Origin of the sequence: Halanaerobium polyolivorans (genome assembly GCF_020711195.1) — a bacterium.
Classification (GTDB): domain Bacteria; phylum Bacillota; class Halanaerobiia; order Halanaerobiales; family Halanaerobiaceae; genus Halanaerobium; species Halanaerobium polyolivorans.
In genome coordinates this window covers 82401-108777 of the sequence record NZ_JAJFAT010000003.1, presented here as the reverse complement: position 1 = coordinate 108777, position 26377 = coordinate 82401, and the positions used below count along the sequence as shown (strand labels likewise).

Below are 26377 nucleotides of genomic sequence, written 5' to 3'. Positions count from 1 at the left end.
TGTTTTTAATCATCAGCTAAATTATCAAAATAGCCCTGAATCAACACAATAGGAGTTCCTTTATCACCACTTCCACTAACAAGATCAGATAAACTTCCTAACAGATCTGTTAAACGTCTGGGAGTAGTTCCCTGAGATTTAATATCAGCCCTCAAATCATCTCCTTTGTCAGTTATTTCTTCTTTAACAGCATTGAGAAGAGCTTGACCTTTTAAATTCTTGAAATCATTATCTGCTAAATATTTCAATTTTACTTCATTTGGTGTGCCCTCAAGACCTGAGGTATAAGCTGGTGAAACAACCGGATCAGCTAGTTCCCATATTTTTGCTTGTGGATCTTTAAAGGCTCCATCACCATAGATCATAACCTCTATATTCTTATTGCTCAATTCTTTTAATTTTTTCTGGACTTGATCAACAAATTCTTGCCCAGAACGGGGAAATAATTTTAGCTCCGTATCTGAAGCTTTATTTGAGCCCAATAGTCCATATTCCGGATTATAGCCCCTACCACGATCTTGATTACAAATATCAGCAAGACTGATTACAGTTTCTGCACCTGCTTCTTTTAAAAGCTTTTTTGTTCTTTCTCTAGTATGAATATCAGCTGCAATAACATCTTTGCAATATTTTAAAATGCTTTTCGGCTGATTTGCAGCAATAATTTCTATCTCTGTTTCTTGGGCAACTTCTTTATATAAATCCACATAATTTATACCTGTAAAGGGATGTTTAAAATCAGCAAATTCCTTATAATATAGTTCTTCATCTATTACATCAGTATAGGGATTTATCTCAAGCTCATCAAGTTTATGACTGTCTAAAAGCGGATTTCCTACTTCATCATTAGGATAACTCAACTGTAGATAAATTTTCTTTTTAGTTTTGGCAATCCCTTTGAGAATCATTGAAAAACGATTTCTACTTAAAATGGGGAATACTATTCCAACTGAATCTGTAAAAATCTCATTTATTTCTTCAGCAATATCATCTATGTCTATGTAATTACCCTGTGCTCTGGCTAAAAGAGACTCTGTTATTGCTACCACATCTTGATCTTTTAACTCATAGCCTTCTTGCTGCCATGATTTTTGCAGAGAATCAACAACTATTTCTGCGAGATCATCACCTTCTTTGATTATAGGAGCTCTAATACCTCTTACCTGAGTTCCAACTGTCCTCATTTAATTCACCTCTTAGAATAATATCTTAATCAAAAAAATTCCTTACGGATTAATTATAGCAGAAAAAACTGCCTGAGGGCAAATATTCACAAAAAAAGATCCTATAATCAATTAAATTACAGGATCATAAAGAAATTCAGCTCTTTTTAGACAGGCAAATATTTTTGGCTTCTATAAAATCTTTTGCTTCTGCAGTTATGATACTATCTGCTTTTATTTTAATTTTATTATAACCTTGCTTATATAATTTTTTGATTATATAAGAATCAATAACTTTTTTCTCCAATAAAAAATATTCGCTTTCTGCTTTTTTTTCATTTTCAGCTTTTTCTAAACTGGATATTTTTTTATAAACCTTCTCTGTTATCAAGCTTAGTAATTCTTTTTTTTGCAAAGCGAAACCACCTCCAAGAGCTATTACTCATCACTTAAATCTGGATTGGCTTCTGCAAGAGCATCAACAAGTTCTGCTTTTCTAGCAAACTTAATCTCATTATTTGTCATGGCAATATTTTCTGTATCTCTGGCAAGAGAGCGCAGTTCTACAACTTTCATATCCCATAGTTTTTCTCTTAATTCCTGTTCAGCTTGATCAGGCTCACTACTTTCTGCTTCTACTTCTTTTAAATCTCTTTGAATTGTTTGGCCTGTTTCTTTGTGTTTTTTTAAGTCTGCTTTTAAACCACCCAAAATTCTTTCTAATTCATCTGAGGGTCTGGGTATTACATGGGTAGCCACTAAGTTGCCAACTTTTGGAATAGCAGAGCTGGCTGCATTGATGGAAGCAGTTACTGCACCAACATCTCCTCTGATTTCAACTGTAACTAAACCACCAGTAGTTTTTTCACATGAGGTCAGCTTAACATTAGCAGCTTTGGTACAAACATCTGCTCCAACAACTGCACCTACATATCCTTTTGTATCTATGATTCCGAGTGCATCTTTTTTCATGTTTTATCTCTCCTTAGTTAATAATTGCATGGTTTATCTGCTACTGATTTCACAGCAAGAGCAAAAGCATTACAGGCAGCCTGACAGGCAGATTGGCTGCCGGTTAATAAAGCTCCACCAAAGTTAGTTTCTGAAGGTGGTCCGTAAAAAGTAACCAATTCTACATTAGCTGACTTTAATGCTGCATCAAGGGCATAGATAGCTTCCATAGGTGGGGCAATCAAATATGCAAGCGCCTGACCTTTTGGAACTCCGGCTTCTGCAGATAAGAAGCTGCCAGTTCTAGAAACACAGTGATTATAATAGCAAATACTGTCATCTTCATTAGCACTGTAAAAACAGGCGCCATTTTCTATAAAGTCAACTGCTGCATCAAGACCACTATTAACTTCTGCTGGGCTTGGACCTGCCATAATACCAATAAATTCTCCAGCAAGTTTAGTTGTTGCATTATCAGCACCTGCATAAAATGACTTAGCATAAACTATATCGACTGAAGCTTTTTTAGTTGCTTCATCTAAAGCAGTATATCCAACATCATCTATATCACAGGTGATCAAGCCAATACTTCTGTGGCCTTTCTCAAGATTCAATTTTTCTTTTAGGGCATCATTAACATTAGGTATTAACTGTACACTTAAAACTTCGGCGCGTAAGGGATCATCTCTCATATTTTTATCCTCCTGTTTAATTATTTAAATATCTAAATTTCCAAATCTAAGCCACTAGCTTTTTGGTCTAACATTGCTTTAATAACATCGGCAATATGAGCACCAGCCTCAACTGCTGAAGTACCTCCAGAATGAATATTTGAGATTACTGTTCTTCTTGCCTCAGGCATACCAATCTCAGCCTTATATGCCATATAGCAGCTCATACTTTCTGCAGTTGCTAAGCCTGGTCTTTCTCCAATTAATACACAACTAACATCTGCATTTAAACATTCGGAAATAGGTTCCATAGAAGCAACTCGACCAAACTTCACAAAAAATGGTGTTCCCATTTCTATATTATATCCTTCAAGCCCCTGTTTGATAGCCGGGAAAATATCGCGAAGATTGGCTTCAATCGCTGTAGAACTTAAACCATCTGCTACATATAATTGAACCTGAGGATTGGATTGACAGTTATTTTTCATTTCTGCCAGTGTTTGATCTGAAAATAATTTTCCTAAATCAGGTCTGGTTAAAAATTCATCTTTATCACTACATAGAGTCTGATATGTATCAAAATTCATTTCATTAATCAGCTCTTCAGAAACTCCTGTAAAAACAGCATCCATTGCTGCTGCATGATCTGCTCTAAATCTAAGCAAAGTGTTGGTCTTATAGCGGGGACCTGCTCTCCAAACACCAAGTCTGGCCGAAGTTTTAGCTTTTAATTTCAAAAACTCCTCTTGATTATTTGCCTCTGGAACCAGCATCTCTTTTTGTAAATCTACTTCAGTGATATCTGGAATTTCACCTGCTTCAATCTCTGAATTTCCACCACTTTTATTACTTTCTTTATCCCCCAAATTATTTCTATCTAAGTTTTTTATTACCTCTTCAATAATAGTTTTTAGTTCATTTTCAGATACCATTTAATTCACCTCTCCATTTTTAAAAAATATAGAAGGATCTCCAGCCTCAGCACTCAGCCTACCATCTTCATTCATAATTCCCATTTTTAATAACCAGGCAAAAAATTCAGGTGCTGGTTTTTTATCTACTAATTCTCTTAAAGTAGCATCATCATGAAAACTAGTATCCTGATAACTCAGCATAATATCATCACCAGCAGGTACACCCATATAATAGTTTGAACCTGCCATCGCTAAAAGCATAGTTGCTGTTTCCTGATCATTTTGATCCATTTTGGTATGGTTAGTATAACAGGGAGCCATTCCCATTGGTAGACCGCTTAATTTACCCATAAAATGATCTTCTAGATTTGCTCTGATCATCTGCTTGCCGTCATACAAGGTTTCTGGCCCAATAAAACCTGATACATTATTAACCAAAAAGGGCTTATATTTTTTAGCAAAACCATAAGTTCTTGCTTCTAAAGTCATTTCATCTATACCATGGTCTGTGTTTAACGACATTTCTGAACCCTGACCTGTTTCAAAATACATCAGGTTTGGGCCAGGAGCATTACCCTGTTTTTTTATCAAATCATAAGCCGAATCCAGTAGTGCTTCATCAACTCCAAAAGCCTTATTGGCAGATTCAGTACCAGCTATACTTTGAAAAAAGACTGAAACTGAAGCTCCTGCCTCAACTGCTTTCATCTGAGTTTTGATATGTGATAAAACACAGCTTTGAGTTGGTATTTCCCATTTATTTATAAAATCATTAATAAAATCCATGATAGCTTTGGTATTTTCTACACTATCATTAACTGGATTAATTCCTATTACAGCATCACCACAACCATAACTTAAACCTTCCATCATAGAAGCTAAAATCCCATCTAAATCATCAGTAGGGTGGTTAGGCTGTAGTCTAAAAGATAAGCATCCATCTAAACCGATTACAGTATTTGCTTTAGATGAAATGTTGATTTTACTGGCAGCATAGACCAAATCCATATTTGACATCAATTTAGCAGCTGCAGCAACCATTTCTCCATTTAAAGCTCTGCTGATTCTTTTAATATCACTGCCAGAAGTACTATGGCTTAATATGTATTCTCTCAGATCAGAAACCGTCCAGTCTTTGATCTCCTGATAGATTCTTTCATTGATTAGTTCATCAATCACCCTTGATACTTCATCTTCACTTTTATCAAGCACTGGATTTTCCCGCAAATCTGAAAGTTTTAGATTAGCCAAAACCACTTTAGCAGCAGCTCTTTCCTTTGCATTTTCAGCAGCAATTTTTAGTAGTTCATCACCAGATTTTTTTTCATTGGCTTTTGCTAGTAGTTCTTTAATATCTTTAAATTGATAGCTTTCTCCAAATAGTTTAGTTTTTAGTTTCATCAAAGTACCCCCTGGCTATTTAAGAAAAATTGAACCATCACCAGCTTTTTCTGTTAATTTACCATCTTTTAAAATTCCCATTTTTTCAGCCCATTCTTCAAATTCTTTAATTGGTCTCAGGCCGACAACTTCTCTAATAGCCTGAGCATCATGGTAACTTGCTGCCTGATAGTTGAGCATAATATCATCACCAACAGGAACTCCAATAAAGTAATTACAGCCAGCATTGGCAAGTAATACTGCCAGCTTTTCTACATCATTTTGATCAGTTTTCATATGGTTAGTATAACAGGCATCAACACCCATCGAAATTCCACTGAGTTTACCCATAAAATGATCTTCTAAGCCAGCTCTGATCATCTGTTTCCCATTATATAAATATTCTGGACCAATAAAGCCGACAACAGTGTTAACCAGGAAGGGATCAAATCTTCTGGCTAAACCATAACATCTAGCCTCCATTGTCAACTGATCAGCATCAAAATGAGCATCTGAAGATAATTCAGAACCCTGACCTGTTTCAAAATACATAACATTAGGTCCTGTAGCTGTACCCTCTCTTAAAGCCAACTGTCTGGCTTCTTCAAGCAGGTCTACAGTTACTCCAAAACCTTCATTGCCTTTTTCTGAGCCAGCAATACTCTGGAAAATCAAATCAGTTGGGGCACCCTGTTTAATTGCTTTCATCTGAGTTGATACATGAGCCAAAACAGAAATCTGAGTAGGTATCTCCCACTCCCGCTTGAAATCATCAAAACATTTTAAAATATTAGCAATATTATCAACACTGTCATTGACAGGATTTAAACCTAATACTGCATCTCCATTTGCATAGGAGAAACCTTCCATAACTGAAGGCAGAATTCCATCGATATCATCTGTTGGATGATTAGGCTGTAGTCTAAAAGATAAAGTACCTTTTTTACCAATAGTAGTATTACAGTGAGCTGTAACTACCATTTTTTTAGCACCATAAATCAAATCAAGGTCAGACATCAATTTGGTAACAGCTGCTACCATCTCACTTGTTAAACCTCTGCTGATTCTACGAATATCACTCCCACTCACATCTTCACAGAGTATCCATTCTCTTAATTCAGAAACTGTCCAATTTTTAATTTCCCCATAGATTCTCTCATTGAGATCATCCTGAATCACCCTTGTTACTTCATCTTCATCATAAGGTACTACAGGATTATTACGAAGATCAGCTAAAGTTAAATTGCTCAATACAGTTTTTGCTGCTATTCTTTCTGTTACCGATTCAGCAGCGATCCCTGCCAATTGATCTCCCGATTTCTCTTCATTTGCTTTGGCCAGCACCTCCTTAACAGATTCAAACTGAAATACTTCGCCAAATAATTTGGTCTTTAATTTCATGTTCAAAGCCACTCCTTATTTATTTATTTGCCAAAAATTAAAGTTTTAATAATTACTGGAAGTACTTTTCCCCTGGCAAGAGGTTTTCCTATGTCAATATAATCTCCATTATCAACTTTTATCCCATCAAGTGAAACAACAGCTTTTGGCTCTTTACTTAAGCGATTAATGGTCTGTCCCAAAACTTTAGCAGCATCATTTTCCAAAATTACTATCAGAGGGAAGTCAAGCTTGATGATTTTTTCCATCCCCGCGATTATAGCCTCTGCTAATTCAGTTATTTCTGCAAAGTTAAAATTCTCTTTTCCTTTCATAGCTACCGCTACCGTTTGAGCTTCGAAATCTAAATCATACCAATCTAATTTCTTTTTTATGACTTTGACTAACTCTTCTTTAGAAAGTTTTTCTTCCTCAGGAGTAATTTTAATTATCGGGATATTTTTTAGTGGAAAAATATTATCAGTATATGTAATTGTACTCCCACTGATATCTGTTGTATGACTCCCTGCACCAACTACAGTTGCCCGTATGGTTTCTTCTGCTTGATAAACCTGGTGGTCTTTATAAAGGCTTGATTCTCTAATTTTTTGAGCAAGTATTATCCCCAGGTCATTATATTTATAGAGATCACCAGAGTGATCATTATTAATATAATCAGCAACTCCCCCGGAAAATGAAACATAATTAATAGCATAATTTTTGCTTAAATCATGATTGGTTATTAAATAATTATAGTCAGAACTTTTTTCTCCTGCTTTTAAAACCTCGGATAATACAGAAGCCATCTTTTCAGCTATGATTTCTAATTCACTATTTTCCACTTTTTTGCCTATTTCTAAATTTAAATTCAGATCAGCAGCAAGCTTTTTTATTTTTTTAGAAATATATTGCAGTCTATTCTGCTCATCTAATTGAATCAGTCTTCCACCAACATCCAAACAAGCTGTATCGATAACCTGTCCCGATTCAAAAAGCGCTATATTTGTAGTTCCACCCCCTATATCAAAATTGATAACCAGCTTATTTAGCTTTTCTGAAAGCTTATCTGCTCCAGCTCCTTTGCCGGCAATAATAGATTCTAAATCAGGGCCAGCTGTAGCAACAACAAAATCTCCTGCTAAGTCACTAAGTTGTTCTGAAATCAAACTTGCATTTTTTTTGCGGGCTGTTTCACCAGTGATAATAACCGCCCCGGTACTAATATCTTTTTTAGCGACATTTGCCTTTTTAAATTCACTTTCAATGATTTTTTTGATTTCCTGACCATCGATCTCAGTTTCAGAAATCAAAGGAGTAAAATATATCTCACTTTTATAAAAAACATTTTTATCAATTATATCAATTTGTGGTACAGAATAGGCAGAGGCAAGATTTTCAATTGTAATATGAGAAAAAATAACCTGGGTAGTAGAGGTGCCAATATCTATACCAACACTTATTATTTTCTCCAAATTTCCACCTCCAAATAAAATAAATTTTGTTAAAATAAAACATGCCAGAGAAAGATACCCTAAAGATACCACCTCCAGCTCACAATTATCAGCTATTATAAATTATTTCTAAATTCCAAAAATATTTCCCTCTATTTAAGCTTGAACTGAGCATAATTTAAATGAGCATTATTTTTATATATTTTTTTGTTTAATTGCTGTATTTAAAATTTGATTTTTGATAGAGAAAGTTACATATATTTGAAAATTTATCCATTATAATAACTGTCATTTAAATTGTTAAAATATAGCTTCGTCTGAGGAAATTTTACCATATATAGACTCTAAAAACAAGCAATATTTAAAATTTACTGAAAATTATCAGCATAAAAAAAGGAATATTAAGAAATTCATCAAATTATATAATAGAGATTAATAATTTATGCTTTAAAGATGCAGATTTTAAAGAGAAAAGAGGAGTTTTAAAATGCAAAAAAGTATTGCTTTAATTGAGTTCTCAAAAATTGCTGTAGCAATTAAATGTGCTGATGAAATGACAAAAGCTGCTGACATTGATTTATTAGAAACTAAATTCATCTGTCCTGGTAAGTACAGTGTTTTAATTGGAGGTAAAATTAGTGCTGTCAAATCTTCTCTCAACACCGGACTTGCTCTGGCTGAAAGAGAAAAAGCAGTAATAGAAAAATTGTTGATTCCTAAGGTTTCAGAAGAAGTTTTAGAGATGCTTAAATATAAAAAGATTGATAAAGATAAGATTAAATCTCTGGGAGTTTTAGAATACAATAATATAAGCTCAGGTATTATTGCTGCTGATACTGCAGTTAAAGCAGCAGAAGTACATTTGGTAAAGCTTAAATTAGGCATGACAACTGGTGGAAAAGCAGTCGTGATCTTTACAGGTGATAATCAAGCCTGTCAGCACGGTATTAATGCCTGTAAAAGTGCAGTCAATGATAAGTATTTAATCTCTGAGAGCTTTATTTCTTCACCCAGCAAAAAAATGATAGATAGTGTTTTTTAATAATTTTCAAAAGAAAAGCTGCTGAACTTCAAAGAAGAAATTTCAGCAGCTTTTTTTATTATGGCTAAAGATTAAGTTTGGCTAAGTTTTGCTGATTAAATTCTTTAATTAAAATATCGGCAGAACTTAAATCCTGATTATAGTCAGTATTTCTGGCAAAGCCAATCGATTTCATTCCCGCTTTATTTGCTGCTGTAATACCATGCTCAGAATCTTCTATAACCAGACACTCTTCAGCTTTGAGCTGCAGCTTTTCTGCTGCTTTTAGGAATATCTCAGGTTCTGGTTTGCCTTTTTCCACAGAATTACCATCTACATAGCCTTCCATATATTTATCAAGCCCAAATTTCTGATATATCAGCTCAATTATTGGTGCATAAGATGAAGAAGCAATAATCATTTTATAATTATTAGCTTTAAAATATTCAAACCAGTCTTTTATTCCCGGCATCAGTTTGAGTTCATCACTCTCACTTAATACTTCATAATGACTATGAACATGTTCTTCAATAAAATCTTCAACTTGATAATCACTATATTGATCTTTAAGCTGATATTTGCTCAGCAGATCTGTCCAGATATCTAATAAATTCACTCCAATATATTTCTGTAATTCCTCATCACTTAAGTTTATTCCGTAATGCTTGAAGATCTCTTTATCAGCCTGCTCATAAATTGCTTCACTATTTACAATTACTCCATCCATATCGAATATTACAGCCTTTATCATTATTATCCCCCACAAATTATTATATTTTAAAATATGAAACCAGCAGCCAAATATAGGACCAGTGCAAAAGCTCCATTCAATAATGCATAAGGGAGCTGAGTATTAACATGATCAATATGATCTGAAGCTGAAGCCATTGAAGAAATTATTGTGGTATCTGAAATTGGAGAACAATGGTCCCCCATAATTCCACCTGACACAACTGCTCCTATAGTTGGATATAAAGGGGCTCCCATGGCAACAGCCATCTGGATCCCAATTGGCATCATAATCCCAAATGTTCCCCAGCTGGTACCAGTTGAAAAAGCCATTAGTGAGGCCATCAAAAAGATCATTGCAGGACCAAAAGCACCACTAACCCTGCCCTCAACTAAAGCTGCCATATACTGACCTGTTTCTAAATAACCGATTACATTACCAATTGCAAAAGCGGTAATTAAAAGTATTGCTACTGGAACTATAGCTCCTATTCCCTGATAGACATAATCTATATATTCTTTTAAAGACATAATACCACTTAAAACATATAAAAAGCCGGCAAAGGTTACAGCAGTAATTACTGCCCAAAAAACAGAAGTTGAGCCTGAACCCTGCAAAATATTACCTTCACCTGTTATGTAAAGACTCAGCGGCATCATAACTATCAAAACAACTAGTGGCAAAATCATATTCCACATATTTGGAGTAACTCCCTCTTTAGGAGGAGTTGCAGTCGCCTCTTCAGAAACCATCGGGGTAGCACCTTCTCTTAAAAGCAGACCTTTTTCACTGGCCCTCTTTTCTGCTTTTTTCATTGGTCCCCAGTCATTACCTGTTATAATATAATAACCAACTGCTATAATTGCTATTATACTGTAAAACTGAAAAGGAATTGATCTTGCCAGCAGCCCTGCTGCGGTTCCTTCTACTACTCCATTTGCTATCTGGACCCCAATCACTCCCATCAGCATGGCTCCCCAACCATTAAGTGGTATCAGGCCACAAACCGGAGCAGATGTAGAATCACATACATAGGCTAATTTTTCTCGAGAAACATTATACTTATCTGTTAATGGTCTTGCTACAGTTCCGGAAACCAAACTTGTAATAGAAGATTCGATAAAGATAACAAGTCCTGTTATGTAGGCTAGAAGTAAAGCACCTCTTTTATCATTAATTAAATCCTTTTTTTCTGTTAAATAATTAATAAATCCCTGTACTCCTCCCGAAGCAGAAATTACTGTAATTAGTCCTCCTACCAAAAATGAAAATATTATGGTTTTGGTAATCCAGCCTTCAGAAAAAACCAGTACTATTTCTTCTAATGTGGCATTAATTGAGACAAAAAGCTGCCAGTCATTTAAGATCAATGTACCTGAAAAAATACCTAAAATTAATGAGATAAAAACCTGTTTTGTTGTAATTGCCAGAAAAATTGCTACTAGTGGTGGTAAAATACTCCATAAACCATATTCCATCTTATATCCCCCTCAACTATTAAATATTTTATTGTTCATAGATAGTATACCACAAAATATTCAGAAAATATCAACTAATTAGTCAATTTGAGTAGTTCAAGTTTTTCTTATTATCGAGAAAAGTATTACTATTACTGCCAATAAGCTAAAAGCAATACTAACAGCAAACATGGAATTCATTCCATAAGTGTCAATTAAAAATCCTCCTAAAAGGCTTGCAATTATACCTCCCACTCCAAAGGCTGACATCAGAGTAATACTTTGGGCAGTTGTTTTGAGACCAACTGGAGCAATTATTTTTACATAGTAGCGGATGGTAACCAAAAAGACTCCAAATGATAGAGACTGGAGCAGACCATAAAATATTAACTGAGCTGGGGAAACAGCTAAGGCAACAATTATAGTTCTCAGCAAATAAAAAGTGGCGGCAAATAAAAGTAGAGCTTTAGTTTTATATTTCTGCAGAAAATGTTTAGCCATAAAAAAGATGGGTGCTTCACTTAAAGCATTAAAAAATAATATATAACCTAAATCTCTAGAATCTCCCCCTACAGCCTGAACTATTGGGGCAAGATAAACCATTATCATCATTGCCGGAATAAAAATTAAAAGTGTAACAAATAATACGAAAAGATACTCTGGATCTTTTAAAAGTTTAAGCAGATTTTTCAGGTTTGTTTTTTGCTTTCCAGGCTCAGCTATTGAATCATCACTTTTGGCATAACTATTATCCTCGATCATTAGAGAAATTACAACCACAATAAAAGCCAGCAGGCCATAACTTGAAAAATGTACTGTCCAGCCAAAAAATTCAATAACCAGGCCAAAAAGAGTTACAACAAGGGCAAAACCAATTGAACCCCAGGCTCTCATGAAACCATAATTAAGGGCAGTTTTTTCTGAAGTTTCAATAATCCAGCTGTCCAGTACAGACTGCTGTGGCTCCCATAAAAACCCCATTACTCCTATGGCAATAAAAAGCATCCAGTCTCCATAAAAAGTAAAAGGAGCAACAATCAGTCCCATTAATGTCATAGAAATAATGAAAACTATTTTTCTGCTCTCAATTTTATCACAAATAAAGCCAATTACAGGTGGTCCAATTAAACCGGTGAAAGTTCTCAGGGACATTAATGTTCCAATCCGCATATTGCTGTAACCGATTTCTCCCAAGTACAAAACTAAGTAGCTGCCATAAATAGCCCATGTGCTCCAGAAAAAAAACTGTAATAAAGAAAATTCAGCGATGATCTTTAAATATTTATTGCTTTCTATATTTTTTATATATTTTTTTAGCATAATTACCAACTTCATCTTATTGTTTTTTTATAAATACTGCTGCAGACAAATCAGAATTTAATTAACCTGATTAATTGGCTGACCATTGATAAAGCTCTTAATATTTTCAACCACAATATCAAGCAGCCGCTGTCTGGTTTCTTTTGAGGCCCAGGCTATATGAGGAGTTATAATTGTTTTATCTGACTTTAAAAGTGGATTATCTTGACTAGGAGGTTCATTGGCTAAGACATCAACTGCTGCCCCATAAACTTTGCCATTGTCAAGCGCAGTTTTAAGGTCTTCTTCCACAATTAAGCCTCCCCTGGCCGTATTGATAATAATTACCCCATCTTTCATTTTCGAAATACTTGCTTGATTGATCAAACCTTCTGTCTCTTTAGTTAAAGGACAATGCAGACTGATAATATCTGCCTTATCATATAGTTCTTCTAATTCAAGAAATTCTATTTGAGCTGTCATAATATCTTCAGCGGCAATTTTTTTAGCTGGGCTTCTATCATAAACAATTACCTTTAAACCAAAAGCAAGTGCTATTTCTGCTGTTCTCTGGCCAATATTCCCATAACCAATTATACCCATGCTTTTACCCTTCAGCTCTATTAGGGGATATTCCCAAAAACAAAAGTCCTCGGCTTTACTCCATTTACCGGCTTTTACTACCCGATTATGTTCTCCCACATGATGGGCTATTTCTAAAGTTAAAGCAAAAACAAACTGAGCTACAGAATCAGTGCTGTAAGCGGGAACATTTGTTACTACAATCCCCTTTTCTGCAGCTGCCTCTAAAGCGACAATATTATAACCTGTTGCTTGAACACCAATATATTTCAGATTAGGCAGTTTAGCTATCCTTTCGGCTGTAAATTCAATTTTATTTGTGAGGATTATATCTGCTCCTTCTGCCCGCTCCATAATTTTTTCTTCTGGAGTCCGTTCATAAACTTCAAGCTCACCTAGCTCTTTTAAAGGCTCCCAACTTAGATCACCAGGATTAACTGCATGTCCATCTAAAACAACAATTTTCATAAATCTGCTCCTTTCTAAAATACTATGATTAAGAGATCTTAATTGCAATAAGCTAAATCATTAAATACTTTTTGAAGCATGATATGAACTTCTGGAAAAAGGCTCAGAAACAACTGATTTAAAACCTAATTCTTCACCAATTTTTTTGTATTCGGCAAATTTTTCCGGCCTGATAAATTCTTTAACTTCTAAATGTTCTTGAGAGGGCTGTAAATACTGACCTATAGTTAAAATATCAACCTCAACCTCTCTTAAATCCTGCATAACCTGAATTACTTCTGTTTCCTTTTCACCCAAACCAAGCATTAAACCTGATTTAGTAAATAAGGAGGGATTATAGTTTTTCATTTTTTCTAGTACATCAAGTGAGCGCTGATAATCAGCTTCAGGTCTTACCTCACTATATAATCTGGGTACTGTTTCAATATTATGATTGAAAACCTCAAATTCTGCTTTTGCTAAGCTTTTTAATATTTTTTCTTTACCCAAAAAATCGGGAGTTAAAAGTTCAACCTTGATATCCTGATCTATTTTTTTAACTTCCTCAACAACTTTAATAAATTGACTAACACCACCATCAGCTAAATCATCTCTGGTAACTGAAGTAATTACAACATATTTTAAATTTAATCTTTTAACTGCTTCTGCTAAATTAGCTGGTTCATCAGGATCTACCTTTTCGGGCTCAGCTGAGCTAACCGCACAAAAGCGGCAGTTTCTGGAACAAATCTTTCCCAAGATCATAAAGGTTGCTGTATTATTGGCAAAACATTCTCCTTGATTTGGGCATTGAGCACTCTGACAAACAGTATTCAATTTTAAATCCTCCAAAATATCCTCAACCTGCATCCACTTTTCCTGAGCAGGAAGCCTTTTTTTCAGCCACTCTGGGAACTTACTTTTCATAATTTATTACCTCCATCGCAAATACTTCTTTGAAATTTTTGATTAATAATTCTATTACCTGATCTGTTTCAACTTTTCTGCCCAGCAGCTTTTCTAAAGATGTTACCCCTTTATCAGTTATTCCACAGGGCACTATATAAGAAAAATGTTCTAAATTAGGACTTAAATTAAAAGCACAACCATGATAACTTACCCAGCGTCTAACAGCTACCCCAATAGCTGTGATTTTTTCATTTCCGACCCAGACACCTGTTAAACCATCTATTCTTTGGGCATCAATAGCAAAATCTTTCAATAATTTAATAAAAACTTCTTCATATGAACGCAGCAGCCAGTGTAAATCTTTTTTATGATTTTTCAAATTTAAGATAGGGTAAATTACAATTTGGCCAGGTCCGTGATAGGTAATATCTCCACCACGATTTGTTTCATATACTTTAATCCCAGCCTCATTTAAAAAATCAGAACTGACCCTAATGTTTTCCCTGGAACCACTTGTCCCTATTGTATAGACAGGTGGATGCTCGACAATCAAAAGTGTATCCTCTATCTGATTAGCTATTCTTTTTTTCAGCATTTCCAGTTGTAGTTGATAAGCTTTTTGGTGCTCTAGGATTCCTAGATTTTTAATATTTAATTTAACTGTCATATTTATCCCCTTTATTTTATAAAATTCACTTTAATAAATATTATAACATCTTAAACACTATTATAATGAATTTATCTAAAAGAAGCAAAAAAAGCTCCCAGCGGGGGAGCTTAATTTAAGATTAAAGCTTTTTAAAGCTTTATTTATAAACTTTTACTCTTTTATATAGGGGCTGGAATTCTTTTTCATCTGGCGCTGCAGTTACTTTACCAAATGGCATTTGGGCAACAAAACGCCAATTTTTAGGGATATCCCATTCTGCTCTGACATCTTCTTCGATTAATTCAGTATAATGCTGTAGTGAAGCTCCTAAGCCTTCTGTTTCCAGCAAAGTCCAGACATTGTACTGCAGCATACCTGAAGATTGTTCAGACCATTTAGGGAAGTTTTCACTATATAGTGGGAAATCTTCCTGCATTTGCTCCACAACTGCCTGATCCTCATAAAATAGAACTGTTCCATAACCACTTCTAAAACCATCAATTTTTTCTTTAGTTGAAGCAAAACTTTCTTCAGGAACTATCTTTTTCAGGGCAGCCTCAACTATATTCCAAAATCTATTATTTTCCTCATCAAATAAAATTACCACCCTACCTGTTTGTGAATTAAAAGCGGTAGGAGTATGTTTAACTGCAAATTTAACTATTTCTTCTACCCTAGCTTCAGGAACAACCTTCTCATTACTAATTGAATAATTACTCCTTCTGTCTTTAATCGCTTCATAAATATCTTTTGCCATGACATGTCCCTCCTCATTTCAGTTTAAGTAATTTTTTAACACTGTTAATAAATTATCATAGCAAGAAAAATTTTACTGTATTATTCTTTACATATTTTGGTCGTTTAAAAAGTCAATAATTTCTTTAGCTGATGGTGGACATCCCTTGACAAATTCAGCAGCTTGATTACAGCAGTTGCCAATTCCTAATCCCGCAATTTCTTTGGCTTGATAAGCCTGACCAAGGTAAATAGCTTGATTTATTCTTTTTAATTTACCCCTTTCAGCCAATCTTTTCAGGGCATGAATCAAGCTTCCATAACAGGCTGAACAGGCATTTTTAGCTTTAATCTTTTTTGTTAATTGCTCAATTTTGCTAGAATTATAATTTATATCTGCAGCCTGATCTTTATTCATTTCTATAATTTCTGCTTTGTCTAAATTATTATTCCCAACCCCAATTTCTGCCGCAATCTGCAGATAGGGGATCTCAGAAATATGGTAACCCAATAATTCAGCTGCATAGCTATCAACTAAAACTGGATCTTTAGCAGCTAAAATTCTATTCATTTTAACAGCATTACCACCCTCTTCAAAATCTAAATCACCATAAATACCATCAACTATAATTAAATCCTGTTTTAAGGCTTTATTTAAATAGGCAATTGATTTATGAAGCCCTATTCTATGAAAACGTCTTTTCTCTTGATCTGAGAGACAGCCTTTAAGATTTTTTAAAGCACAGGTAATATTTGTCTGACAGTGACCTTTTAAAACAGGTAGATTAATTAAATAATCAACTTTTAAAGCTATTTCAGCTATTTCTATCTCCATATCTAGCACTTTCTTTTGCTTATAACTGCTTTTTTGCAGGTTATATAAAGGAATTTCATATTTAGCAGCAAGTTCTTGATAACCACATTTTAAAAAAGCATTATCAGTATCTGCCCCAACCCAGGAGCCTTCAATAATTATAAGCTTTTCAAAACCTTTGTTGATTAAATATTCGATTAGAGCAGCAGCTATTTGAGGATCAGTTGTGGCTCCTTTTTCTGAGCTGCTGGCATTGACCAAATTTGGTTTTAAAGCAATTAAGTCATCTTTTTTTAATTCTGCTTTTAGGTCGATTTTTTCAAGTAGTTCTTTAGTCATTTTTTTAGCTTGCTCACCATAACTCACAAATATCTGCTTATTTAGCATTTTCTACCTCCGAATTAATTAGCTCAGCTTAGTTTTCTTTATTTATTTTCCTGGATAAATTCTTTTAAAAGTTGAAGTCCTTTTAGCAATTCTTTTTTATTCCCGGCAAATCCTACTCTAATAAAACCTTCTCTTCCAAATGCACTCCCGGGAACAGTCAAAACTCCTTTTTCATCATATAATTTTTTGGAAAATTTTTCAGAAGCTAAATCAATTTTGTAATTCAAAAAAGCGGTAGTACCTCCATTTGGTTTTACATATTCAACCAGAGCTTCGGATTTAACCCACTGATCAAGAATTTCGAGCTGATCTTCTAATTTATTAGAATTCCTTTTAAAGATCTTATCTCTATTTTCTAGAGCAATAACAGACAGAAAATCATCTATTTTCCCATTGCTAATTGTTGTATAATCTCTATGCAGCTGACAGTTATCTATGATTTCTTCGGCAGCTGCAAGCCAGCCCATTCTTAAGCCGGCAAGGGAGAATATTTTTGACATACTACCAACACTGATCCCCTTTTCATAAAGATCAGCTACCGCAGGTATTTTTTTAGCTTTATTTAACCCCCTATAAACTTCATCAGCCAGAACATAGGCATCAACCTCACGCGCTATCTCAACAATAGCTTTTAAAGTCTCCTCTCCCATAACAACTCCAGAAGGATTGTTGGGATTATTAATAGCAATTAATTTTGTATTTTGATTAACCAACTGCCGTAATTTAGCCAAATCTATGGCATAATTATCTTCATATTTTAATTCTAATTTTTTAACTTCTGCCCCAAATGATTCCGGTATTGAATAAAGTTGTTGATAAGTAGGATGAACAGAAACAACCCTATCATCAGCTTCAACAAGTGAATACATCACCAGAAAATTAGCCCCACTTGCCCCATGAGAAGGTAAAATATTTTGAGGAGCTAAACTTTTATATAAACTGCATACTCCCTTTTTAAAAGCCTTTGAACCCTTAATATCCCCATAGTCAAGCCTAATCTTTTTGATTTCTTCTAGCTTCTTTTCGGGATTATCACTTAAATTAAGTAATTCTTCTACTGTTAAAGATTCTACACAGGTTTCTGCAATATTATATTTAGCACCTTTTTCATATTCATTCATCCATTCTTCTACTCCAAATGCTGCTATCTTCATTCCTTTTCCTCCTAGCTGCTCAAGTTTTACTTTTCATTTTTTAAAATCGCAATAATAATTTTATCATATTCAAAAGAAAAAAGAAAAAATCTCACCAATTTACCCAGTGAGATCTTTAAAGCTAAATTAAAATCAATAATAATTAAAAATGATTTCTGAACTTAAATATCTTAAATATCTTTTTTTCTTATCTTTTAATTCTTTAGTGGAAAAAAAGAATAAAGATGATGCTTCCCACATAAAAACCCAGCTTCCGATAAATAGACCTTCCTGTAATAGAGAGACCAAAAGACTTAAGTCCTGATTTTCAGGAATCAAATAAGCTGTTAAAATAAAAGCTATTCCTAAAAGGAAATAATATGAAATTTTTCGCTTATTATTATCTAATTTTCTATTGAGAAAAAATATATCCATTCTGAAATTATTTTTGATAGTTGCTCTAGCATCTGCTTCTTTGCTTTCATCCTTTTTTTCTTCCGGTAAATAAAAACAGATTTCCACCTTTTCTTCTAAAGGTAATTCAAAACTGGCTCTTTCTAAAAAATTAGATAGACCTGGATCAAGTGCTTTTCTATCAAGAGCTGAGCCATCCCAGGCATTATAGAGATCACAATACTGATCAAGTTCTAATTCTATCAGATAAGCATCTTCATATTTATTTGTGTGGTAAATATATCTTAATTGATATTCTTCTTTGTTTTTTGCCATATTAATCTGGATAAATTTTTGATTTACCCGCCTTGATACTCCTTATTAGTCTTCATATTTCAAAATTGGAACTGTTAAACTACCCTGAGGCATAACATAGGCCTTATAATTACCTTGATATTTTTCTTCTAGATAATTTAGAGCTTCTGCTAAACTTTTTTTCTTTTTAAGAAACATATTTTCAGTTTGGGGCTTAGATAATGCAGAAAGCAAAATAACTTCTTTATCTTTTACTACTTTAGAAATTGCATAGGCCTTATGACCACCTATTAAAAATTTCTCTTTGATCCTTGCTATGTTATCTTCAGGCTTTTCTGCCTCATTCATCCAGCGTTCAAAACGCTCTTCTCCTAAACCTTCTGTACATTCTGCAACCCAAATAATAGTTCCACCTTTTTTGACAGCATGATCAGCATGATCAAGTGCTTTTTGGGCCTGATAAACATTTATATCTCGCGGAAATCCACCTGAACTTACAATAGCAGCATCTGCTTTTTCTGTTATTTCTACTTCATACATTTCAGCTGAAGAATCTATACCAGCTGACCAGGCTTCCCGTAAATCACCTGAAACAACTTTTACTATTTCACGCTTACTGTTTGTCACCACATTAACTATAAAGTCAACCCCTAATAGCTCTGCTCCCGCAAACATTTCCTGATTAATCGGATTTTCAGCTAAAGGAGGATTTTCTGCCATTACCTTTACCATATTAGCATGATTATTTTCTATTGTTTCTCTACCTGCAATTCCAGGTAAAATTGATTTTCTTCCCCCAGAAAAGCCTGCCATATAATGAGGTAATATTACTCCTGTGGTAATTATAAAATCAGCTTCCACGGCAAGTTTATTTATTTTAACTTTATTGCCCGTATTTAAGCTGCCCAATTCTACAAGCTCTCCATCACAATCATGATGATGAAAAGTATAATTCTCATGAATTTCATCGCCAAAGATTTCCCTGTTTTGTGCCTCAGAATGAGCATCATGCACTCCTGTAGCAACTAAAAAGGTGATCGCTTCTTTTTTGACTCCTGCTTTTTTGAGGGTCTCTAAAATTGGAGGCAGCATATATTCATAAGGTGTATATCTGCTCACATCATTAACAACTATAACTAACTTTTCTATCTTTTTTTCCTTCAAAAGCTCATTAAGGGCTTTAGAAGCTATTGGCTCTTTCAGGGAATGCTCAACTGCTTTTAAAGGATCTTCAAGCCCCGCTTTTTCAGCAGCTTTTAATACTTTAAGCAGATTTTCTTTGGGCAGATCGAGTGAAAATTTTTCTCTACCATATTTTAAAAGCATGTTAATTAGTCTCCCAACTATTGATATATTTTTCTTGGCTTTCACTAAGTTTATCAATTTCTATTCCCAGTGATTTTAATTTATATTCTGCAACCATATTATCAATTTTATCTGGAATCTTATAGACCTTATTTGCCAAAGCTTGATTTTGATCTAAATAAAGCAGTGAAGAGAGCTGTAAAGCAAAGGTCATATCCATAATTTCTGCCGGATGTCCATCTGCAGCCGCCAGGTTAACCAGCCTTCCTTCTGCTAAGAGATAAATTTTTCTCTGATCAGGCATTTGATATTTTTTAATGTTTTTTCTGGCTTCTGCTGTCTCAACTGCTAATTCTTTGAGATCTGTTTTGCTTACTTCAACGTCAAAGTGGCCGGCATTAGATAATATTGCCCCATCCTTCATTACTTTGATATGTTCTTTGGCAATTACATCATTACAGCCTGTAACTGTGATGAAAAAATCTCCTTTTTTCGCTGCTTCCTGCATCGGCATTACTTCAAAACCATCCATCCAGGCTTCACTGGCTTTTATCGGGTCTATTTCGGTTACAATAACTCTGGCTCCTAAGCCTTTAGCTCTCATTGCTACACCTTTACCACACCAGCCATAACCAGCTACTACAGCAGTTTTACCTGCTACAACTAGATTTGTGGTTCTCATAATACCATCCCAGACTGATTGTCCTGTACCATATCTATTATCAAAAAGCGATTTGCATTTAGCATCATTTACAGCCATCATCGGAAAACTAAGAGTGCCATCTGCTTCCATTGCTTCTAAGCGGTGAATACCAGTTGTAGTTTCTTCTGCCCCACCGATAATATTTTGCAATAACTCCTGACGTTCAGTATGAAGGCTTTCTACCATATCTCCACCATCATCAATTATAAAGTGGGGTTCAGTATCAAGCACTTTATTTAGGTGAGCTTTATATTCTTCAGCTGTAGAGCCATACCAGCTGTGAACCTCAACTCCATGTGCTGCCAGACCAGCTGCTACATCATCCTGAGTAGAAAGAGGATTGCTGCCACAAATTGCCACATCTGCCCCCAGCTGACTGATCACATAAGCCATATAAGCTGTTTTAGCCTCTAAGTGCAGGCAGATTGCTACCTTTTTACCTGCAAAAGGTTGCTCTTTTTTGTATTCTCTAAGTATTTGATTTAAGATATCCATCTTGTCTGCAACCCACTCTATTTTTCTCCATCCCTCTTCTGCTAAATCAGGGTTTCTTAAGGTAGAATTTTCTATCATTATTTTGACCTCCTTGAAATTTTACGTTAAATATAATTCACACTGCTTATATTTTATCATATATATAATTAAATAAAAGCTAAATTTATCATCTTTTAAGTTTTCTTCGGTTCTCCTTCCTTTCTCTAAGAGCAGGAGAAAGTCTACTATAATAACTTCCAATATCTCTTTTGAAAGATGGAATGAGGTGTTTAATGATCCGGCATTAACTGCAGCTATGGTAGATAGATTGACCCACAAATCATATCTAATTAATATGAATGGTAATTCTTACTGAATGAAAAAAACTAAAGAATGGGTGGGTCAATAAAATTATTATTATTTTTTTCTTACCCGGGTCAGTTTTCAATTATTAAAAGGGTCAAATTTCAATTGACAGAAACATCAATCCTTATTTTAATGGATCTGCAGTTATGACAGTTAAGATTACGAGACACGCTTATAAGAGGTGGCATGAGCGTGTTAAAGCGAAGTGGGGCAAGCGAAAGATAGCAGGCCACATTAAAGGTAAATTCCTGCCTAAATTAAAGGTTGGCATAAAACCCCATCTTTTTTCAGGCAACATATACTACCCGTTTTTTGTTGGTGAGATCAACGATAAGTTAGTATTCGCTATAATAACACCTGATAGCAAATGTGCCTGGTCCGGTTGGACAGTCGTAACGTTTCTGACTGATTGTGAGATAGGCAATATCAGGTCTTATTATGATCTATTATATCAATATCAGGAGGGCCAAAAAGATGAGCAAAAAAGTGGTTAGACTTGATGAGTACAGGAAGTTAGCAAAAAGAAGAGAAGAATTGAAAAAACGCAAGCAAGAATTAATAGTTTTTTTAAAGCAGATAGCCAAGGGGGCTGAAGTTTATGACTAGATGGTCTAACATATCACGAAAAGAGGCCAAGCGGTTAGGTTTGGAGGGTGTGTGGGAGTTAATGCAGTTTGAGAAAAAAGAAGAAAGAAAAGAGAAGGAAGATAAAAAGAAAGAAGGGCCTTAACGGCCCTTTTTTTATTCTCTTGTGAAAAATATTTTTCCTCTTAATACGGCTCTTGATATTATTTTTTTGAGATCTTCCAGGGCCTTGATATAACATTCTAGTTTTTCCAGGACCCGTTTTTTCTCTTCGTGTGTTTCAGCCTTTTCAAATTCTCTTCTAAAATCCTCAATTGTTGGTATTGTAATCACCTACCTTCAATGCTGTTTTGATTTGATCTTCCTCTAACTGGCCGTCTGTAAATTATTGAGATAAATAATCTATCATAGCTGTTAGCCTCTCTTTTTCAACAACACCTGGCAGCTTGTAATAATTCTTGACTACCTTTGCACCTGGTTCTTGATATCAGTTCTTGATTTTTGAGTTTCAATCCTTATTTTAATGGATCTGCAGTTATGACGAATAATGATGAAGAGCAAACGGACCTTGATCCAATGTTTCAATCCTTATTTTAATGGATCTGCAGTTATGACACATTCAACAAAACTTTGATAATTCCTGCATTTATTGTTTCAATCCTTATTTTAATGGATCTGCAGTTATGACCTAAAGTTATTATGCCTTTAGGTGCTGATGCTACGTTTCAATCCTTATTTTAATGGATCTGCAGTTATGACTCTACTACCTTCTCTTTCCAAAGCATCAGTACTTTCGTTTCAATCCTTATTTTAATAGATCTGCAGTTATGACGACTTGATATAATAATAATAGGTTGATGAAATACTTAGTTTCAATCCTTATTTTAATGGATCTGCAGTTATGACTCACCGTTGCTTAATACCTCATAATTTGGAACCTTGTTTCAATCCTTATTTTAATGGATCTGCAGTTATGACCATTTACATCTGAATTTTATCAGAAAATAGAAGATTAGTTTCAATCCTTATTTTAATGGATCTGCAGTTATGACTGATTTTATGGATATAGACGAGCAAAGCGAAAAATGTTTCAATCCTTATTTTAATGGATCTGCAGTTATGACAGGAATATAAAGGACACGAATGGTGGGAACTTAAAATGTTTCAATCCTTATTTTAATGGATCTGCAGTTATGACCTTCTTATGTAGACATTAGCACCCTTTATCCTGTAATGTTTCAATCCTTATTTTAATGGATCTGCAGTTATGACGTGTGGAAAATCCAGATATGGAAAAGGGGGGTATAAAGTTTCAATCCTTATTTTAATGGATCTGCAGTTATGACATGGAATTAGTGGAATTAATAATGTAACAGATGGATGTTTCAATCCTTATTTTAATGGATCTGCAGTTATGACAAAGAGTTAATGAAAGGGTTACCCAAAGAGTTTAAGTTTCAATCCTTATTTTAATGGATCTGCAGTTATGACTAGTTTTATTTTGGAGGTGGTAATTTGAAAGTGATAGTGTTTCAATCCTTATTTTAATGGATCTGCAGTTATGACCTTTTAGAAGAAGATTAGAGCATACATTGAAAGGGGAGTTTCAATCCTTATTTTAATGGATCTGCAGTTATGACGCAGAAACAGCGGAAAAAATAGTAGAATGGTATATGTTTCAATCCTTATTTTAATGGATCTGCAGTTATGACCTTCTTATGTAGACATTAGCACCCTTTATCCTGTAATGTTTCAATCCTTATTTTAATGGATCTGCAGTTATGACCATTTGCTAATGGTGGTGAATTTGTGATAGAAGAATGTTTCAATCCTTATTTTAATGGATCTGCAGTTATGACTGCAGAAAAATATCATGTTAAGCCAGTGGTTAGGGGGGTTTCAATCCTTATTTTAATGGATCTGCAGTTATGACTCTAAAGCTAATTTTAGGCACGATCAAAACAAGGAGGAGTTTCAATCCTTATTTTAATGGATCTGCAGTTATGACTAGATTCACTTGGAGCAATTTGGGGAAATTTAGCACAAGTTTCAATCCTTATTTTAATGGATCTGCAGTTATGACAATAAGCTAAGCATCTTATAAAACTGCTTATTTTTGTTTCAATCCTTATTTTAATGGATCTGCAGTTATGACCTATCACTGTGTCAGTTTCTCCGTTATACAGGTCAAAGTTTCAATCCTTATTTTAATGGATCTGCAGTTATGACTAGGAATATCAAAAGAACAGTTAGACAAAGGGTTTAAGTTTCAATCCTTATTTTAATGGATCTGCAGTTATGACCCAGTAGATGGTAGGTCTAGAATAGAACAAACTAGTTTCAATCCTTATTTTAATGGATCTGCAGTTATGACATTTCAGAAACAGAACCAGTCTCCAAAAGAATAATGTTTCAATCCTTATTTTAATGGATCTGCAGTTATGACTGTTTTGATTGCAATAGAGGCAAAGGAGCTAGAGAATGTTTCAATCCTTATTTTAATGGATCTGCAGTTATGACGTGGTGTCAGAGTAGGAGGTTAGATAATGAGTATGTTTCAATCCTTATTTTAATGGATCTGCAGTTATGACCATTTGTAATATGAAGTTGTATCCCAACTTGCACCATGTTTCAATCCTTATTTTAATGGATCTGCAGTTATGACACTGTTATAATGGTATTAGCATATTAAAAGGAGTGGAGTTTCAATCCTTATTTTAATGGATCTGCAGTTATGACTCTTCATTTGTTAGAAATACAAAGCCTGAACGTTGATGTTTCAATCCTTATTTTAATGGATCTGCAGTTATGACTCAACAGGATTGAGGAGGAATATTCCCATCTGTTCGAGTTTCAATCCTTATTTTAATGGATCTGCAGTTATGACATTAGCAAAACATTCTTAAGCAATATAGCAAAACATTGTTTCAATCCTTATTTTAATGGATCTGCAGTTATGACACTGTTAAAAAAGATACCTACAAAACCGAGAGAACGTTTCAATCCTTATTTTAATGGATCTGCAGTTATGACCAAAAAGTTGGGCTGATGATATAGAAGTTATAGGCAAGTTTCAATCCTTATTTTAATGGATCTGCAGTTATGACAATGGAATGTGTCTTTTTGCGGGTTGTAAGTCTGGTTTCAATCCTTATTTTAATGGATCTGCAGTTATGACCTTCTTGCTATCTCGTTTATTTCTTCCTGGTTTCTGATGTTTCAATCCTTATTTTAATGGATCTGCAGTTATGACTCATTGTTATTCCTCCTTTGATATTATTGTAGAGTGTTTCAATCCTTATTTTAATGGATCTGCAGTTATGACAGTTCTTCGAAGTTTCTTTCTTTGTCAATCTGAATGTTTCAATCCTTATTTTAATGGATCTGCAGTTATGACATTATATCACTCATGAAATTTTGGAAAGCGAATATGAGTTTCAATCCTTATTTTAATGGATCTGCAGTTATGACCACCACCGTGTTTAATAAAGTCTTTAAGGTGGTATTGTTTCAATCCTTATTTTAATGGATCTGCAGTTATGACGATGAAAAGAGAAGGAAGGAACAGTTGGAAAAGGTGTTTCAATCCTTATTTTAATGGATCTGCAGTTATGACACTGATTTGTGTCCCGTCAAAGAAGTGAATAACATGTTTCAATCCTTATTTTAATGGATCTGCAGTTATGACGTTCATCAGCTTCAATTAGTGCAAACTTAGTTCTAAGTTTCAATCCTTATTTTAATGGATCTGCAGTTATGACAATACTTTCTGACTATTATTATTATTAACTATGTCAGTTTCAATCCTTATTTTAATGGATCTGCAGTTATGACAGTTCTAATAATAACAGTATTAATAATAACAATAAGTTTCAATCCTTATTTTAATGGATCTGCAGTTATGACAGGATAGTTATTGCGGTGGAGCATACAAAGTCAGAGTGTTTCAATCCTTATTTTAATGGATCTGCAGTTATGACACTGGCATGCAACCACTTTTAGCTCCCACGGTCTAGTTTCAATCCTTATTTTAATGGATCTGCAGTTATGACAACTTGCTGACTTCCGTTTTCCTCTTTTTCGATGTGTTTCAATCCTTATTTTAATGGATCTGCAGTTATGACGATGAAAAGAGAAGGAAGGAACAGTTGGAAAAGGTGTTT

At 34.4% G+C, this 26377-nt stretch carries 24 protein-coding genes, 1 pseudogene and 1 CRISPR repeat array; of the genes and pseudogenes, 4 read left to right on the top strand and 21 right to left on the bottom strand.

Annotated features, from left to right (window positions below; genetic code table 11):
• Positions 1-5 precede the first annotated feature (5 nt).
• The 8 genes from LJ207_RS03270 to eutA all read right to left on the bottom strand — a co-directional run bounded on the left by LJ207_RS03270 (position 6) and on the right by eutA (position 7931).
• A complete protein-coding gene (locus tag LJ207_RS03270; protein WP_229344052.1) occupies positions 6-1184 on the bottom strand; it encodes a coenzyme F420-0:L-glutamate ligase in 1179 nt (392 codons plus the stop codon).
• Positions 1185-1320: 136 nt separating this feature from the next.
• Positions 1321-1578 (bottom strand): hypothetical protein, encoded by a 258-nt coding sequence (locus LJ207_RS03265; protein ID WP_229344050.1) that lies wholly within the window; start codon positions 1576-1578, stop codon positions 1321-1323.
• Between the two features lie 23 nt (positions 1579-1601).
• Complete coding sequence (locus LJ207_RS12445; protein WP_305038481.1) at positions 1602-2135, bottom strand: BMC domain-containing protein; 534 nt, start codon at positions 2133-2135, stop codon at positions 1602-1604.
• 17 nt (positions 2136-2152) lie between these two features.
• A complete protein-coding gene (gene eutL / locus LJ207_RS03255; protein WP_229344048.1) occupies positions 2153-2806 on the bottom strand; it encodes an ethanolamine utilization microcompartment protein EutL in 654 nt (217 codons plus the stop codon).
• A 32-nt stretch (positions 2807-2838) separates the two neighbouring features.
• Positions 2839-3717: an ethanolamine ammonia-lyase subunit EutC gene (eutC, locus tag LJ207_RS03250; protein ID WP_229344046.1), complete on the bottom strand. Its 879-nt coding sequence runs from the start codon at positions 3715-3717 to the stop codon at positions 2839-2841.
• Positions 3718-5100, bottom strand: a complete 1383-nt coding sequence (locus LJ207_RS03245; protein WP_229344044.1) for an ethanolamine ammonia-lyase subunit EutB — start codon at positions 5098-5100, stop codon at positions 3718-3720.
• Between the two features lie 15 nt (positions 5101-5115).
• Complete coding sequence (locus LJ207_RS03240) at positions 5116-6480, bottom strand: ethanolamine ammonia-lyase subunit EutB (RefSeq protein ID WP_229344042.1); 1365 nt, start codon at positions 6478-6480, stop codon at positions 5116-5118.
• A gap of 23 nt (positions 6481-6503) precedes the next feature.
• Complete coding sequence (gene eutA / locus LJ207_RS03235) at positions 6504-7931, bottom strand: ethanolamine ammonia-lyase reactivating factor EutA (protein ID WP_229344040.1); 1428 nt, start codon at positions 7929-7931, stop codon at positions 6504-6506.
• 466 nt (positions 7932-8397) lie between these two features.
• On the opposite strand from eutA, the gene LJ207_RS03230 reads away from it, so the two are divergent.
• The gene (locus tag LJ207_RS03230) at positions 8398-8952 is read left to right on the top strand and encodes a BMC domain-containing protein (protein ID WP_229344039.1); all 555 of its coding nucleotides are present in this window, start codon (positions 8398-8400) and stop codon (positions 8950-8952) included.
• Between the two features lie 64 nt (positions 8953-9016).
• Here LJ207_RS03230 and LJ207_RS03225 read toward each other — a convergent pair whose 3' ends face one another.
• The 12 genes from LJ207_RS03225 to LJ207_RS03170 all read right to left on the bottom strand — a co-directional run bounded on the left by LJ207_RS03225 (position 9017) and on the right by LJ207_RS03170 (position 21362).
• Positions 9017-9682: an HAD family hydrolase gene (locus LJ207_RS03225; protein WP_229344037.1), complete on the bottom strand. Its 666-nt coding sequence runs from the start codon at positions 9680-9682 to the stop codon at positions 9017-9019.
• A gap of 26 nt (positions 9683-9708) precedes the next feature.
• Positions 9709-11139 (bottom strand): Na+/H+ antiporter NhaC family protein, encoded by a 1431-nt coding sequence (locus tag LJ207_RS03220; protein WP_229344036.1) that lies wholly within the window; start codon positions 11137-11139, stop codon positions 9709-9711.
• A gap of 96 nt (positions 11140-11235) precedes the next feature.
• The gene (locus LJ207_RS03215; RefSeq protein WP_229344034.1) at positions 11236-12438 is read right to left on the bottom strand and encodes an MFS transporter; all 1203 of its coding nucleotides are present in this window, start codon (positions 12436-12438) and stop codon (positions 11236-11238) included.
• A 57-nt stretch (positions 12439-12495) separates the two neighbouring features.
• Positions 12496-13467, bottom strand: coding sequence for a D-2-hydroxyacid dehydrogenase (locus LJ207_RS03210; RefSeq protein ID WP_229344032.1), 972 nt, complete (start codon positions 13465-13467; stop codon positions 12496-12498).
• A gap of 60 nt (positions 13468-13527) precedes the next feature.
• Entirely contained in the window at positions 13528-14373 is an 846-nt protein-coding gene (gene lipA / locus LJ207_RS03205; protein WP_229344030.1) for a lipoyl synthase, read from the bottom strand.
• Positions 14363-15022 carry a lipoyl(octanoyl) transferase LipB gene (gene lipB / locus LJ207_RS03200; protein WP_229344029.1) on the bottom strand — a complete coding sequence of 220 codons (660 nt, stop codon included), beginning with the start codon at positions 15020-15022 and terminating at the stop codon, positions 14363-14365. Before lipB ends, lipA begins: the two co-directional genes overlap by 11 nt.
• 139 nt (positions 15023-15161) lie before the next feature.
• Positions 15162-15761: a nitroreductase family protein gene (locus tag LJ207_RS03195; protein WP_229344027.1), complete on the bottom strand. Its 600-nt coding sequence runs from the start codon at positions 15759-15761 to the stop codon at positions 15162-15164.
• 87 nt (positions 15762-15848) lie between these two features.
• Positions 15849-16940, bottom strand: a complete 1092-nt coding sequence (locus LJ207_RS03190; protein ID WP_229344025.1) for a DUF362 domain-containing protein — start codon at positions 16938-16940, stop codon at positions 15849-15851.
• 38 nt (positions 16941-16978) lie between these two features.
• A complete protein-coding gene (locus tag LJ207_RS03185) occupies positions 16979-18094 on the bottom strand; it encodes an aminotransferase (protein WP_229344023.1) in 1116 nt (371 codons plus the stop codon).
• Between the two features lie 132 nt (positions 18095-18226).
• Positions 18227-18802 (bottom strand): hypothetical protein, encoded by a 576-nt coding sequence (locus tag LJ207_RS03180; protein ID WP_229344021.1) that lies wholly within the window; start codon positions 18800-18802, stop codon positions 18227-18229.
• A 45-nt stretch (positions 18803-18847) separates the two neighbouring features.
• Entirely contained in the window at positions 18848-20107 is a 1260-nt protein-coding gene (larAH6, locus tag LJ207_RS03175) for a nickel-dependent malate racemase, LarAH6 family (RefSeq protein ID WP_229344020.1), read from the bottom strand.
• Between the two features lies 1 nt (position 20108).
• On the bottom strand, positions 20109-21362 hold the full coding sequence (locus LJ207_RS03170) for an adenosylhomocysteinase (protein ID WP_229344018.1): 1254 nt from the start codon (positions 21360-21362) through the stop codon (positions 20109-20111).
• A 104-nt stretch (positions 21363-21466) separates the two neighbouring features.
• On the opposite strand from LJ207_RS03170, the pseudogene LJ207_RS03165 reads away from it, so the two are divergent.
• From LJ207_RS03165 to LJ207_RS12300, 3 genes and pseudogenes are all read left to right on the top strand, one after another.
• Positions 21467-21639, top strand: a pseudogene (locus LJ207_RS03165) (ATP-binding protein); the annotation flags it as partial.
• Between the two features lie 464 nt (positions 21640-22103).
• Positions 22104-22235 (top strand): hypothetical protein, encoded by a 132-nt coding sequence (locus LJ207_RS12305; protein ID WP_255666703.1) that lies wholly within the window; start codon positions 22104-22106, stop codon positions 22233-22235.
• Entirely contained in the window at positions 22228-22359 is a 132-nt protein-coding gene (locus LJ207_RS12300; RefSeq protein WP_255666702.1) for a hypothetical protein, read from the top strand. The genes LJ207_RS12305 and LJ207_RS12300 overlap by 8 nt, the downstream gene beginning before the upstream one ends.
• An 11-nt stretch (positions 22360-22370) precedes the next feature.
• On the opposite strand, the gene LJ207_RS03160 is transcribed toward LJ207_RS12300, so the two are convergent.
• The gene (locus tag LJ207_RS03160) at positions 22371-22547 is read right to left on the bottom strand and encodes a hypothetical protein (RefSeq protein WP_229344016.1); all 177 of its coding nucleotides are present in this window, start codon (positions 22545-22547) and stop codon (positions 22371-22373) included.
• A gap of 172 nt (positions 22548-22719) precedes the next feature.
• Positions 22720-26338: direct repeats of the CRISPR family, unit length 37 nt; unit sequence GTTTCAATCCTTATTTTAATGGATCTGCAGTTATGAC.
• Positions 26339-26377 lie beyond the last annotated feature (39 nt).

What these genes read in the sequence shown, in the direction of transcription:
- LJ207_RS03180 (WP_229344021.1), bottom strand. Translation starts at nt 18,802, where the DNA reads ATGGCAAAAAACAAAGAAGAATATCAATTAAGATATATTTACCACACA.
- LJ207_RS03220 (WP_229344036.1), bottom strand. Translation starts at nt 11,139, where the DNA reads ATGGAATATGGTTTATGGAGTATTTTACCACCACTAGTAGCAATTTTT.
- LJ207_RS03185 (WP_229344023.1), bottom strand. Translation starts at nt 18,094, where the DNA reads ATGAAGATAGCAGCATTTGGAGTAGAAGAATGGATGAATGAATATGAA.
- LJ207_RS03240 (WP_229344042.1), bottom strand. Translation starts at nt 6,480, where the DNA reads ATGAAATTAAAGACCAAATTATTTGGCGAAGTATTTCAGTTTGAATCT.
- LJ207_RS12300 (WP_255666702.1), top strand. Translation starts at nt 22,228, where the DNA reads ATGACTAGATGGTCTAACATATCACGAAAAGAGGCCAAGCGGTTAGGT.
- LJ207_RS03190 (WP_229344025.1), bottom strand. Translation starts at nt 16,940, where the DNA reads ATGCTAAATAAGCAGATATTTGTGAGTTATGGTGAGCAAGCTAAAAAA.
- larAH6 (WP_229344020.1), bottom strand. Translation starts at nt 20,107, where the DNA reads ATGCTTTTAAAATATGGTAGAGAAAAATTTTCACTCGATCTGCCCAAA.
- eutC (WP_229344046.1), bottom strand. Translation starts at nt 3,717, where the DNA reads ATGGTATCTGAAAATGAACTAAAAACTATTATTGAAGAGGTAATAAAA.
- LJ207_RS03210 (WP_229344032.1), bottom strand. Translation starts at nt 13,467, where the DNA reads ATGAAAATTGTTGTTTTAGATGGACATGCAGTTAATCCTGGTGATCTA.
- LJ207_RS12445 (WP_305038481.1), bottom strand. Translation starts at nt 2,135, where the DNA reads ATGAAAAAAGATGCACTCGGAATCATAGATACAAAAGGATATGTAGGT.
- LJ207_RS03195 (WP_229344027.1), bottom strand. Translation starts at nt 15,761, where the DNA reads ATGGCAAAAGATATTTATGAAGCGATTAAAGACAGAAGGAGTAATTAT.
- LJ207_RS03245 (WP_229344044.1), bottom strand. Translation starts at nt 5,100, where the DNA reads ATGAAACTAAAAACTAAACTATTTGGAGAAAGCTATCAATTTAAAGAT.
- eutL (WP_229344048.1), bottom strand. Translation starts at nt 2,806, where the DNA reads ATGAGAGATGATCCCTTACGCGCCGAAGTTTTAAGTGTACAGTTAATA.
- LJ207_RS03170 (WP_229344018.1), bottom strand. Translation starts at nt 21,362, where the DNA reads ATGATAGAAAATTCTACCTTAAGAAACCCTGATTTAGCAGAAGAGGGA.
- LJ207_RS03230 (WP_229344039.1), top strand. Translation starts at nt 8,398, where the DNA reads ATGCAAAAAAGTATTGCTTTAATTGAGTTCTCAAAAATTGCTGTAGCA.
- lipA (WP_229344030.1), bottom strand. Translation starts at nt 14,373, where the DNA reads ATGAAAAGTAAGTTCCCAGAGTGGCTGAAAAAAAGGCTTCCTGCTCAG.
- LJ207_RS12305 (WP_255666703.1), top strand. Translation starts at nt 22,104, where the DNA reads ATGAGCAAAAAAGTGGTTAGACTTGATGAGTACAGGAAGTTAGCAAAA.
- lipB (WP_229344029.1), bottom strand. Translation starts at nt 15,022, where the DNA reads ATGACAGTTAAATTAAATATTAAAAATCTAGGAATCCTAGAGCACCAA.
- LJ207_RS03270 (WP_229344052.1), bottom strand. Translation starts at nt 1,184, where the DNA reads ATGAGGACAGTTGGAACTCAGGTAAGAGGTATTAGAGCTCCTATAATC.
- LJ207_RS03215 (WP_229344034.1), bottom strand. Translation starts at nt 12,438, where the DNA reads ATGCTAAAAAAATATATAAAAAATATAGAAAGCAATAAATATTTAAAG.
- LJ207_RS03225 (WP_229344037.1), bottom strand. Translation starts at nt 9,682, where the DNA reads ATGATAAAGGCTGTAATATTCGATATGGATGGAGTAATTGTAAATAGT.